Here is a 12,549-nt window from a genome sequence, read left to right as displayed (position 1 = left end):
TGCCCTCTAAATTAACCTCTTTTTATTTCTACTTATTTTCTTCTTCAAATTCTTCTCTAAGAACCTGCATTACATCCCTGATGGTCTCTTCCTCCAGGTCTGTTCTTCGAACAAGATCATCTACATCCTGTTCTAAAATACTTTTTGCCGTATCGAGGCCTATTTTGGAAAATTCTTCGATCACCCAGTCTTCGATCTCATCTGCAAACTCTCTTAATTCAACATCTTCCTCAACACCTTCTCTAAACACATCAATCTCATAACCAGTCAATTGGCCAGCAAGACGTATGTTATGACCTCCACGTCCAATTGCTTTGGAAACCTCTTCAGGCTTCAGCATCACCTCAGCTCTTTTATTCTCTTCATCAATTTTTAATGAAGTAATTTTTGCCGGACTTAAGGCGCGGGTAATCAACAACTGATTATTGGTCGTGAAGTTGATCACATCAATATTTTCGTTTCCAAGCTCCCTCACAATGCTGTGAATTCTAGACCCCTTCATCCCTACACAAGCTCCAACAGGATCTATCCTGTCATCATAAGAATCTACTGCTACCTTAGCTTTCTCCCCAGGAATACGAACCACTTTTTTAACAGTAATCAAACCATCAAAAACTTCCGGAATTTCCTGCTCAAAAAGTTTCTCCAAAAATAATGGAGAAGTTCTTGACATCAAAATCGCAGGCTTATTTCCTTTCAATTCAACACTCTCAATAATTCCCCGAACGTTTTCTCCTTTCCTGAAGAAATCTGAAGGGATTTGCCTGTCTTTTGGTAAGATTATTTCATTCCCCTCGTCATCAAGCAATATGATTGCCCTGTGACGAATGTGATGTACTTCTGCTGTGTATATCTCTCCCTCAAGTTCTTTAAAATGCTTAAAGATATTGGTGTTATCGTGTTCATGGATTTTAGAAATCAGGTTTTGGCGCAACGCTAAAATCGAGCGTCGACCAAGATCAATCAACTTCACCTCTTCAGATACATCTTCACCAACCTCAAAATCGGGTTCAATCTTACGTGCTTCTGTAAGAGAAATTTCCTGGTTTGGATCTTCCACTTCTCCATCAGCTACCACAACCCGGTTCCTCCAGATCTCCAAATCCCCTTTGTCTGGGTTCACAATAATGTCAAAATTGTCATCCTCGCCATACTTCTTCTTCAAAGCATTTCGAAACACATCCTCAAGGATCGCCATTAAGGTCACACGATCAATTAGCTTGTCATCTTTAAACTCCGAAAATGACTCTATTAACGCGATATTTTCCATATCTATATTCTGTTAAAATGTTATTATCACTTTTGCCTCGTTGATTTCTTCAACCGGCAACACAGCTTCCTTGGTTACAGTTACTTTCCCCTTCCCGACGGGCTTAGGCTCTCTCGCCTTCCATTTAAGGGTAATTTTTTCATCTTCCACCTTAACCAATTCTCCTTCTACTTTACCTTCCGCAGTAATTACAGAGAGTTTACGTCCAACATTCTTTTTATACTGCCTAAGCTGGGTTAATGGCTGGGAAACACCGGCAGAAGCAACGTCTAGTGAAAAATCTTCCTCTTCCCGGTCCAGGTTGTGTTCGATCTTTCTGCTTACAGCAATACAATCATTTACTGACACTCCCTCATCTCCATCTATCACTACCGAAATGTGATTTTTGCTGTCCACTTTTAACTCTATTAAAAATAAAGAATTATTTTCTTCAAAAGCTTCCTGCAGCAAATTTTCTACTCTTTCTCTTAACATCACCTATTCTGACTATAAAAAGAGGGGACTTTTCGTCCCCTCGCTATACTTTTTTTGCTTCAACGGTGCAAATATAATAATATTTCTCAAGAAAGAAAACAAGTTCCCAAATGAAAAAATATTTGTAAATTCATAATTCAATCAAACATACATAATTAGCAATTCTCCATGAAAAAAATCCTGGTGCCAACTGACTTTTCTGAATACGCTGAAAATGCCCTGAAAATTGCTGCAAAATTTGCAAAGAAATACGATGCCGAAATCTATCTCCTGCACATGCTGGAATTACCCATGGACATGGTTAATCCCGTAGGAGACACTCGAAGCAGTGATCTCCCGGAGGCTCTTTTCTTCATGAAACTAGCCAAAAAGAGGTTTTCCGAGATTCTTTCCAGGCCTTATTTAAACAATGTGACCGCGCATGAAACAGTACAATTTCACCAGGCCTTTGAAGGCATTATGGAGACCAGCAAAAAACACAACTGTGATTTCATCATAATGGGTTCTCAGGGCGCAACCGGTTTCAAGGAAATGTTTGTAGGCTCCAATACCGAAAAAGTTGTTCGCCGGTCTGATATTCCCGTACTGGTCATAAAAAAGGATCGCCCGGATTTTAAAACTGATAATTTTGTTTTTGCCACAAATTTAAACCCCGAAGGTAAAAAAGCTTTACAGCAAGTTGTTGAATTTGCAGCGCTTGTAAAAGCAAAACTTCATCTCGTCTTCGTTAATACAGCAAATGAATTCCGCACTTCAGAAGACACCGATAATTATCTTCAGGACTACATGAAAGATACGCCTTTTGACAATTACGAGTTCCACGTTTACAACGATTCTTCAGTAGAAGACGGCATCCTGAACTTCGCCAAGAAAATCAATGCCGATCTTGTAGGCATCGCAACGCATGGCCGAAAAGGACTGTCCCATTTCTTCAATGGCAGCATTAGTGAAGATCTTGTAAATCACGCCGGAGTGCCGGTGGTGACCTTTAAGATCTAATAAAACTGGTGACTAGAGGAATGAGGCAAGCGCTCCTTCCCTAATCATTAACCAGGCGTAGTTCCAGAACGATTTTTTCTTATCCCGTGTGACTTCAAGATCTTTGTTCACAACATCTTCGTCTACTGCATTATTAGATATAAAAAGGTTTGCAATACTAGACCAGAAGGAATTTTTCTCCTCACCATCATCCTTCAGGATCACCACCCTGAAATCGCGATATTGTATGCGCACATCCCCAAGGGCTTTGTCATCATTTCCGGAATAAGAGAAAGCAAGATAATCGATATTCCCTTCCACTTCCACATTCATTGCAGGTCTAACAAATTCATTGATCGCCCTCGCTGGGACGGTTCCAAAATTCCCTGAAATGCTAAACGATTCCCATTCATTGCCAATATCAAATTGCCAGTCAACTTCTAGCGGAGTCACATCCATAAAAAGAGCATTGGCATTTATCACTGTTTTTAATTTTGAACCCTGCAACCCCATATTAGAAATATTTGAAATCCCTGCTTCCACTTCATGAAAACTTACCTTTCCCGGCGGCCTGTCTTCCTTCACCTTTTCTTCATATACAATTTTACTGCGCTCTACATGAATGCTGTCAAAATCTATCTTAAATGGCATTTTCCGAATCTTTTCACTGTAGAGGGTTTTGGTTCTCGGGTCATCCTGCACCAGTTTATTTCGATAAACCTCCAGGTCGGCTCCCCGAATTGTCATAAGCGGATTTTCAATATGCAAACTATCACTTTTAAAGCGCCAGCTAAGGCTATCCAGCTGTACACTTTCCACAAGCAGCTCAAACCTGTCCTTTTCATAAGGAATATGCCGCTGAAATTCCACTTTGTCATACTTCGGAAGAATCCTGAACCGTTCCAGGTTGATCCTACCGTTTTCACTGGAAAGATGTCCTACCGAAAAATCATGTTGATCATCCAATGCCATATACACTGAATCGACTCGAAAGCTATAGGAATTATAATCAAACGGAATTTTTCGATCCAGGGTTTCGGGATTAACAACAATATCTGAAAGCCTAAAGCTGTCAAGTAGCGCAAACAAAGGAGTCTCTGAAGTGTCATTTTTGACTGTTCTTATTTCACCATTCTCAATGGAAAAGGAACCAACTTTTATATCCTGCTTGAATTTTTTCGCATCGCCTGAAGTACCGGCTGTATCTTTTGCTTCTGAAAAAGTCACCACAGGACTTGCCAGCTCAATATCATTAATCCTAATTTTCTTGTTCATTAAATATTGGTAGAGCCCAATCCCATTAATCGAAATTTCTTCTGCATTGATCGTATTTCCCGAAAAAATAATTTCCGGGTTTTCAAACTTGATCCTTCTGGAAATAAGGCTTACATCCACTTCTTCATATTGCAGGTTTTCTCCCATTTCCTCTTCAAGCGTTGATGTTATCTTATTTTTAGCATAGTTACTCAGGAGGAATAAAGCGAGAAAAATTCCGGCAACTACAGCCAGGATACTTATGCCAATCTTTTTAGCTTTTTTCAAAATATTATTGTTTATGGTGCATAAATTACAAATCACAGCAGACAGCAGCCACCTGTTTATAGAAGATTTAACCTAATACGAGAAGTCTTTAAAATGGAACACGTTAAATTTTCGTCAAATCATTTCTTACAGGCTTCAAATTATTGGTTTTCAGTGTACCTTTAACCACAAGAATTTTGGTATGTTTTTAAAAGTCAGTTTTCAAATAGCATTTTTAGCGATCGAGCTTATGCTCACTTTTTACAGCGACGTACTGCGTGATAGCCTGATGGTGAAATTTTTATTTTTTATCGTTACCGCGGTATTAATAGCCATGGGTGTAACCAAAATTACTAATAAAATACTCCCTGCAGATAAGGATTATATATCTGTTGAGGAGGAACAAAAAGCATAAATTTCATGTAGTTCAACCCGGAAAGATTGTGTGATAAGGAAATTATGAACAGGTTGATCTACCATGAGGAATCCGGTGAGGTAAAATCTCACCGGATTTTTTTTACCTAAAACTAAAATAGAAGTTTAGAAATTTTTTCCTCATTCTTAAAAAATCAAGACTAGCTTTGTAATTTAGCTGTACTAAGAACAGTTAATTCTCTGCCCATTTCATGTTTGAAAAAAACGAAAACCTTTTTAATGTCCTGTTCGATGCAGCTTCAGAAGGGATCATAGTAGTAAATGAATCTCAAACCATCGTAGAGAGCAATGCAGCTGCAGGGCGAATGTTTGGGTATGAACATGAAGAACTGCTGGGGCAACCTCTGGATATTCTCATCCCCCCGCGGTACAAATCTGCCCACCCAAAGCATTTCAAAGGCTTTATGGAAAACAGTGAAAAACGCCAAATGGGTCATGGTCGTGATTTGTACGGCATAAAAAAAGACGGAACTCAGTTTCCCGTGGAAGCCGGTCTCAATCCCTTCAAAATGGATGGCAAAACCTATGTAATGTCTCTTATCATTGACATTTCGGTAAGGAAAGAAACCCAGCGGCAAATTCATGAACTCAATAACGAGCTGGAGGGGAAGATCAAAGTCCGTACAAGTGAACTGGAGGAAAGTGTGAACAAACTGCAAAAGGTAAATCAAAGCCTGGAGCAGGAAATAAGAAGGCGAAAAGCTGCTGAAAACAAAATGAAGAATGCCCTTCAAAAGGAAATTGAACTAAATGAGCTAAAAACGAAGTTTCTTTCGCTCGTCTCCCACGAATTTAAAACCCCTCTTAGCGGAATCCTTACCTCGGTAGTTTTGGCAGGAAAATATAAGCGCGAGGAACATCAGGAAAAACGAGAGAAGCATTTTAATACCATTAAAAACAAGGTGCATTATCTCGATAATATTCTCAACGATTTCCTTTCGATAGAGCGCCTTGAAAGCGGAAAGGTAAACTACAAGTACACTTCATTTGATCTTAGCAAGCTGGTGAACGAAGTAGTATACAATGCCAACGTCACCTTGAAAAGCGGACAAGAAATTGAATATCCGCAAAACATTGATAACGTCACCCTGATACAGGATGAAAAGATCCTTGAACTTGTACTTTCCAACCTCCTGGGAAATGCCATTAAATATTCTCCCGAGAACACGATCATCAAATTTGAGATAAAAATAGAGGAGAAAAAGATCATTTTTAAAGTCACAGATCAAGGTATAGGAATTCCCGAAAAAGATCAAAAGCATATCTTTGAACGCTATTTTAGAGCAGAGAATGCATTGCTAAATCAGGGAACAGGAATAGGTCTTAACATTGCAAAAGTGCATCTCGAGAACCTTGGCGGATCCATAAGCTTTCAAAGCAAGGAGAATGAAGGCACAGTTTTCACCGTGGAATTACCGCTGATAAAAGAATAATTTACAAAGAATAAAAGACAAAGGAATCAACGTCGCTGCAGACCGGAAAATTCAGAAAGATGAAAAAAATATTATTTATAGAAGATGACACCGTAGTAAGAGAAAATACGGCAGAACTTTTAGAACTTTCAGATTATAAGGTGGTAACTGCCGCCAACGGTAGAGCTGGTGCCGAGCTGGCCAAGAAAGAATTGCCCGATATTGTGGTTTGCGACATCATGATGCCCGAAATGGATGGCTATGGTGTACTTCAAACCCTGTCTAAAGATCCTGAAACACAGAATATCCCATTCATTTTTCTTTCAGCAAAAACCGAGCATAAAGACATTCGCAAAGGAATGGATCTGGGCGCAGACGATTATCTCACCAAGCCTTTTGAGGAAGAAGAATTAATTAGCGCCATAGAAAGCAGGATGGCAAAAATGGCAATCCTCAACAAGCTAAGGGAAAAGAATCAGGCGCCGGCGCAAATAGAGGAAGAGCAGCAAATAACTTCTTTAAATGATCTGCGGGAGTTCGTGAAGAGCTACGAAGAGCAAAATTATAAATCTGGCGAAACCATTTATGAAGAAGGAAAACAAAGCAACCATTTCTTTTTTGTAGACAAAGGAGTAGTGAAAAGCCACCAGATGGACGAGTTCGGAAAGGAGCTTATCACCTCTTTATATAAGGAAGGAGATTTCTTCGGAAACCTTTCTTTCCAAAAAAGCAGTTCTTATAAAGAATATGCAACAGCTATGGAAGACACGCGTGTGTATGCCGTTTCCAAGGAAGAACTGAAGGATATACTTACAAAAAACAGCAAAATAACTTTTGATCTTATAGACGCCATTGGTGAAAATATCTCCGGAATTAAGGAACAGCTGCTGGAAATGGCTTATGGATCTGTTCGAAAGAAAACAGCCCGCACTATCCTGCTCTTTTCACAGAAAATTAGACGATTTCCCACCCAAAGCATCCGCATTTCCAGAAGTGATCTCGCCAGTGTGGCGGGTATGGCTTCAGAAACACTTATTAGAACCCTTTCAGGCTTTAAGAAGGAAGGCCTTATAGAAATAGAAGGGCGAAATATCAAAATCCTTGATGTTGAAGCCTTAAAACGAATAGGTTAAAATAACTCATTTCAGAAAACAACTAGAAAATGCCATTTTTCAAACTGCAGGATTTGCAGATTTCAGAAATAAAGGCTTTAATAGCTGTTTTTTCTTCAGAACTGATTTTCATCATTTTTTCAGCTTTGCTTCCACGCTATTTTTGCAGGGTAAATTAGATGTGACTGATGATGAATATCTTACTACCCACAGATTTTTCTGAAAATTCCAGGAATGCGGCTGTATATGCAATGCAGTTCTTTAAAGACGTTCCCTGCACATTGCACCTGTTGCATGTCGTTCCTGCATCTAGTGCAGAACATGGCAGTGGTTTGAAAGCCGGCTCTCGAGGGGTACAGGAAAAATTCACAAATTTTATTACTACGCTTAAGAGTTGCAAAACCAATCCTGAACACCAAATTACGACCACCTGCAAAGTCAATTTCTTGATTGAAGCAGTACGACAGCAGGTGCTCGAAAAAAGCATTGACCTTATTTTGATGGGCACCAAAGGCTCAGGAAACAAAGCCGGGGCTGTTATTGGAAAGAACACTGCAGATGTTATGACGAAGGTAAAATGCCCGGTGCTTGCCATTTCCGAAAATGCAGTTTACAAACAGCATAAGGAGATTCTTTTCCCTACAGATTATAAGATACAGTACAACACGAAGATGCTGGAAACACTTCTGAATTTAACCTCGCTTTCGAAAGCGCAGGTGAAGATCCTGGAATTGTTCAATACAGAAAAAGAGCCTTCTGAAGAACAACTGGCAAACCGAATTTTTCTTCAGAATTTCTTTTCACCAAAAGTTCCAATGCTGCAAACTTACTATTCGTCTAAAGTGCCCGACAAAACAAGGCTTTTTGCGAAAAACAAAAATGTAGACATGATCGTTATGGTGGCCAAGAACCTCAACATCTGCCAAAAACTGCTGAAAAATCAGCAGAACAATCAAATCCCGTTTATCAACCAGCTTCCACTACTGGTTCTTCACGGGTAGAATAGCCAAATTTTCCATTTCAAAAAGGGACTTTTTAAGCTACTTTTTTTACGGATGATTTTTATTATCTTGTAAAAAAACCGCTTCATAAATCTTATTCCGCTTTCTTAAAATGCGCTAAAGAAGGTTAATTCCTTTCTAAAAATGATTGTTTTATAAATCCGTTGACTGCAGAAAATCTTCCTTTTCTGTAAGTTAATTATATGAAACTATCAGCGACATTTTATATTGCAGTTACAACGATCTTACTCGTGGCAGTTGGAGCAATGGTCTTTTATGATTTTTCATACCCAACCGTTTTGTATACCGTAGTTGCCGGGCAGGCATGGTGGGTCTTCACGGTATATAAGGTTCTTACAGACGACTATACCACCGAGAAAACTTTTGACGACTGGTATGAAGATCGTCCTATCTCCCACTAGTAAAACGAGTACGAAACATTTCTGACTTCTCTTCGGAATTCCAAAGCTGGATTTCTGAATAATTCTCTATAGCATCTATTTTCCGGTTGCGGAGTCGAACAGACATCTCCTGAAGTGTCAAAAATGGCATTTCAGATGCATTTTCTAGAACGGATCTAGTTCTTTTTTTATCTCTATTGCCCTGTGTTGATTAATAAAAACTTCCCTTGTTTTGCGGCCAAGCTTGAGCTTAAGAAAGACATTCCCATAGCCAAAGAGCGGCTTTGTGATCTTCACACCCTGAACTTCATGTACTTCTATCTCATTTCTACCGGTTCGGAAGAAAATTTCTCTTGAAATCACCAGCCCCACTAAAAAAGCCATGATTCCTGCAACAATTAATTCGTAATGCTCCTTTGTTTCCTTATATCTCAGTATAAAAAAGAACGCCTGCATCCCAAAAATTACAACCGCCAGATAAAAAGCGACTTTTGCGGGCTTTTTGCGTTCCACGATTAGAATTCGGCCATTGTCTATGATTATTGAATTTTCAGTATTTGGCATGAATAGCTATATAACTATAATTTTTCCGGGAGCAGTAATAGAACAGTGAACCATCTATCACCTCGGATTATTCCATCCTGCTAAAGCACTTTCGAGTATAAAATCCAAAAAAAGAAGAATCACGATAACTGAGAATACAATTCCTAATATCCTCAAGATTTTCTTTTCATCTTTCATTGTTGGATTTTTAATGAGTGAAATAGTAAAAAGCTTTACCAGCGTAATAGCCTGCCATTCCGAAAAACACAGCAAAACTGATGACTACCAGTAGACCTCCAAAAATCATCTTTTTAAACTGCGGATCTTTAATGTCTAATGGAATCGTGAACTGAGATAAAATGTTTTTCATAACAATAACCGAAATATTAAATATTATTTATTAAACACCTGGAAGAGGTGCTACCTTTCTTTTGCAAAATAGCAAAATGATTTTTATTTCTGAATATAACCGGCATTTCATGAGCATTGTAAATCAGAAAATGCGGTTTTATTTCAGCCAACATTCTTAAGGACTTCAATAAAATTATTCATAAACTCTTCCAGCTTTTCTACAGGTAACAGGTCTATAGAAAGGAATGGATTCAGATCTTCCAGTTCGACCAGCAAGAGCGAATTATCTTTTAACCTGCAGGCATCCACCCGCGTAATTCCATGTTCCATGGCATTCCAGTGGATGAATTTTTCAGCAAACTTTAAGTCGGCTGCAGTGGGTTCATAGGTTTTTAATTCCCAGCGCTTTAGTTTATTTGGGGCATATAAGGCATACTGAAATTGATCATTTAAATAATAAAATGACACTTCATACTCAAAATCTAAAAACGGCTGAATCAGCTTTCCTTCCGGATTACTGCTGAATAATGCCTTTTTTGACAGAATTTCCATCCCAATGGAATCGGCGCCGTTTTTTATTTTAATAACATATTTTTCGGGATCATTCAGTTTGCCGAACTCATCTAAATGCGCTACTGTGGGAATTACAGGAAAACCTTCCTTCGTCAAATCGACCAGGTATTGTTTTCCTTTCATATCGGCTTTCCCGTCGAAAGAATTAAAAGTGAGTATATTTCGCTCTTTTACAGCAGCCGTGAACTCGTTGAAATATTCCTGGTAACCAATCACAGGACCAGTATTTCTAAACACAATGAGATCGGCCACATCAATATATGGCAACACCTGCTGCGGGTGACCAATCAACAGATTGAAGTGGTCTTTCAATCTTGAGGTAATGAACAGGTCTTCTTCATAATAATTTCTTCCGTTGGCTTTGTAATAAAAATCTGTGAGGTATAAAATTTTCTTCATTTGGATTTATTCAGCAGGCATTGATGTCATGGATATTCAAAAAGGGCAAAATGGAAGCACTTTCTTGTCGGCAGTAAAATTAAAGGTATTAGAATTTTTTTAGTAGGATGCGCCCTTCTTTTAACGAATATTAAGATTTTAAAAGCTTATTTTTACTAGGAACAGAACCCGCATTTCAGCATGAATAACAGCATAAAGTACAGTTTACTGGCGGCATTTCCTGTAGTAGCAGGAGCCCTCGCTTATAAAAATTACCCAAAACTCAATATTATTAGCGGCTTTGCTGCAAAAAACGTTTGTTCCTGCACCTTTGAAGCGGGAAGAGAACTACAATCTATCCTGAAAGGGGATAACAGCTTTCTTCCTGTAAATTATGCCGAAAGCAAGATCAATTTTCAGGAAAGATCGGTTACCTCGTCCTTTCTCGGCATGAAAGAGCGGAAAGCGATCTATATTGACGGCGTGGGTTCTGTCCTTTTACCTGAAAAATTAGGGAAATCTACTCCTTCTCTTAATAAACCCAACCGAAAAATAAAACTTGATAATGCAGCCTACCCCTACGGAAACGCGCAGCCTGAAATTTCTTCTTTTTCAAATGTTGATTACGAAAAACTTCAGGAAAACGTGGGAAAGGCTTTTGACGTTGACGGGAAAGAGTTACAGAGAACTAGAGCCGTGGTAGTTCTTCATAAAGACCACCTCATCGCCGAACAATATTCAGCAGGATTCTCTGCAGACACCAAACTGTTGGGATGGTCAATGACTAAAAGCCTTACGAATGCAGCCCTCGGAATTCTGGAAAAACAGGGAAAAGTAAAGCTTGAGCAAAACCACCTTTTTGAAGAGTGGGAAAATGATGAACGCAAAAATATTACGTTAAACAACCTCTTGCAAATGAACAGCGGATTGCAATGGGATGAGGATTACACCAACCTTTCTGATGTCAATAAAATGCTGTTCCTGGAAGAGGATATGCCGCAGGTACCGTTGAATAAACCACTGGCGGGAAAACCTAATGAGAGCTGGAATTATTCTTCGGGCACCACCAACTTACTCTCAAAATTCATTAGAATGCAGTTTGACACACACCAGGAATACCTGGATTTCTGGTATGAGGAATTGATCGACAAGATTGGGATGAACTCAATGACCGTGGAAACAGATCTTGCCGGGAATTACGTGACTTCTTCCTACGGCTGGGCCACTGCGCGGGATTGGGCAAAGTTCGGTTTACTTTACCGCAACAAAGGAAACTGGAAAGGCGAACAGATCTTTAATGAATCCTGGGCAGAATATACCGCCACGCCAACGAATGGCTCAAATGGGGAATATGGAGCACATTTCTGGTTAAATGCAAAAGGAAAATTCCCCAATGTCCCGAAAGATCTCTTTTCCTGCAACGGATTCCAGGGGCAGTTCATATTCGTCATTCCTTCCAAAGACCTGGTAGTGGTTCGATTTGGCCTTACCGAAGACCCGGAATTTAATGTAGACACCTTTCTAAAAGGAATTATAGAGGCGGTGGGATAAATAAAATTTTTTTTAGTTCATTTATTTAATCCTCCTCCCAATCAAATTCTATGGCAATTCCTACCTCACTTTGCGCCAAATCTCCCGCATCGTTCAGTCCGTCACCAACCATGATTACTTTGCGGCCCTCCTCCTGCAAAAATTTGATGTACCCTAGTTTGTCTTCCGGTTTCTGATTAAAAAGCATTTCAGTTTTTTGCGGAAGAAGCTTCTTCAAACGTTTTTTCTCTCCTTCATTGTCCCAGCTGAAAAATGAGGTTTTAAAAACTCTTTCAGAAGTAATCAGAAGGAGATTGATGGAAGAACATCCTTAAAATGGGGAAGAATAGCAATTCTGAAGTGCCAAAAATGGTAAAAAGTATTTTACTCCCTAATTACCTACTATTAAGAGTCTTAAAAATTTTTCTCTTCTGAAACTAGAAAAAAACATCATTTTTGAAGCTTCAGCTTTAGGAACTTTTGTCAACAATCGGAAGTAAATATCTGAATTTTAAATAAATTACCCCCAAACTTTCATAAATTATTTCATCAGCCTTAAAAATAGAGGGC

General features: G+C 39.1%; 13 protein-coding genes and 1 pseudogene. 7 read left to right on the top strand and 7 right to left on the bottom strand.

Annotated features, from left to right (window positions below; genetic code table 11):
* Positions 1-28: 28 nt before the first annotated feature.
* Positions 29-1,270: a transcription termination factor NusA gene (gene nusA / locus ACOV1Q_RS03685; protein ID WP_424493082.1), complete on the bottom strand. Its 1,242-nt coding sequence runs from the start codon at positions 1,268-1,270 to the stop codon at positions 29-31.
* Positions 1,271-1,282: 12 nt separating this feature from the next.
* Complete coding sequence (rimP, locus tag ACOV1Q_RS03680) at positions 1,283-1,744, bottom strand: ribosome assembly cofactor RimP (RefSeq protein WP_424493392.1); 462 nt, start codon at positions 1,742-1,744, stop codon at positions 1,283-1,285.
* Positions 1,745-1,912: 168 nt separating this feature from the next.
* Between rimP and ACOV1Q_RS03675 the strand changes: the two genes are divergently transcribed.
* Positions 1,913-2,743, top strand: coding sequence for a universal stress protein (locus ACOV1Q_RS03675; protein ID WP_424493081.1), 831 nt, complete (start codon positions 1,913-1,915; stop codon positions 2,741-2,743).
* 12 nt (positions 2,744-2,755) lie between these two features.
* Here ACOV1Q_RS03675 and ACOV1Q_RS03670 read toward each other — a convergent pair whose 3' ends face one another.
* Positions 2,756-4,264: an AsmA family protein gene (locus ACOV1Q_RS03670; protein ID WP_424493080.1), complete on the bottom strand. Its 1,509-nt coding sequence runs from the start codon at positions 4,262-4,264 to the stop codon at positions 2,756-2,758.
* A gap of 181 nt (positions 4,265-4,445) precedes the next feature.
* Here ACOV1Q_RS03670 and ACOV1Q_RS03665 point away from each other — a divergent pair, with 181 nt between their 5' ends.
* From ACOV1Q_RS03665 to ACOV1Q_RS03645, 5 genes are all read left to right on the top strand, one after another.
* Positions 4,446-4,658, top strand: a complete 213-nt coding sequence (locus ACOV1Q_RS03665; protein WP_424493079.1) for a hypothetical protein — start codon at positions 4,446-4,448, stop codon at positions 4,656-4,658.
* 211 nt (positions 4,659-4,869) lie between these two features.
* On the top strand, positions 4,870-6,111 hold the full coding sequence (locus ACOV1Q_RS03660) for a PAS domain-containing sensor histidine kinase (RefSeq protein ID WP_424493078.1): 1,242 nt from the start codon (positions 4,870-4,872) through the stop codon (positions 6,109-6,111).
* Positions 6,112-6,170: 59 nt separating this feature from the next.
* Entirely contained in the window at positions 6,171-7,223 is a 1,053-nt protein-coding gene (locus ACOV1Q_RS03655) for a response regulator (protein WP_424493077.1), read from the top strand.
* A gap of 167 nt (positions 7,224-7,390) precedes the next feature.
* Positions 7,391-8,203 carry a universal stress protein gene (locus tag ACOV1Q_RS03650; RefSeq protein WP_424493076.1) on the top strand — a complete coding sequence of 271 codons (813 nt, stop codon included), beginning with the start codon at positions 7,391-7,393 and terminating at the stop codon, positions 8,201-8,203.
* A 203-nt stretch (positions 8,204-8,406) separates the two neighbouring features.
* The gene (locus tag ACOV1Q_RS03645) at positions 8,407-8,625 is read left to right on the top strand and encodes a hypothetical protein (protein WP_424493075.1); all 219 of its coding nucleotides are present in this window, start codon (positions 8,407-8,409) and stop codon (positions 8,623-8,625) included.
* Positions 8,626-8,769: 144 nt separating this feature from the next.
* Here the strand turns inward: ACOV1Q_RS03645 and ACOV1Q_RS03640 are convergent, their stop codons facing one another.
* The 3 genes from ACOV1Q_RS03640 to ACOV1Q_RS03630 all read right to left on the bottom strand — a co-directional run bounded on the left by ACOV1Q_RS03640 (position 8,770) and on the right by ACOV1Q_RS03630 (position 10,470).
* Positions 8,770-9,168 (bottom strand): hypothetical protein, encoded by a 399-nt coding sequence (locus ACOV1Q_RS03640; RefSeq protein WP_424493074.1) that lies wholly within the window; start codon positions 9,166-9,168, stop codon positions 8,770-8,772.
* A gap of 187 nt (positions 9,169-9,355) precedes the next feature.
* Positions 9,356-9,517, bottom strand: coding sequence for a hypothetical protein (locus tag ACOV1Q_RS03635; protein WP_424493073.1), 162 nt, complete (start codon positions 9,515-9,517; stop codon positions 9,356-9,358).
* A gap of 143 nt (positions 9,518-9,660) precedes the next feature.
* The gene (locus tag ACOV1Q_RS03630; protein ID WP_424493072.1) at positions 9,661-10,470 is read right to left on the bottom strand and encodes a hypothetical protein; all 810 of its coding nucleotides are present in this window, start codon (positions 10,468-10,470) and stop codon (positions 9,661-9,663) included.
* Positions 10,471-10,650: 180 nt separating this feature from the next.
* On the opposite strand from ACOV1Q_RS03630, the gene ACOV1Q_RS03625 reads away from it, so the two are divergent.
* Positions 10,651-12,000, top strand: a complete 1,350-nt coding sequence (locus tag ACOV1Q_RS03625) for a serine hydrolase domain-containing protein (RefSeq protein WP_424493071.1) — start codon at positions 10,651-10,653, stop codon at positions 11,998-12,000.
* 49 nt (positions 12,001-12,049) lie between these two features.
* Here the strand turns inward: ACOV1Q_RS03625 and ACOV1Q_RS03620 are convergent.
* Positions 12,050-12,247 (bottom strand): annotated as a pseudogene (locus ACOV1Q_RS03620) (hypothetical protein); the annotation flags it as partial.
* Positions 12,248-12,549 lie beyond the last annotated feature (302 nt).

Origin of the sequence: Salinimicrobium maris (assembly GCF_049680855.1) — a bacterium.
In the GTDB taxonomy this organism is placed as follows: Bacteria; Bacteroidota; Bacteroidia; order Flavobacteriales; family Flavobacteriaceae; genus Salinimicrobium.
Note: the sequence above shows the minus strand (reverse complement) of the source record. Positions and strands in the feature narration are given on the sequence as shown.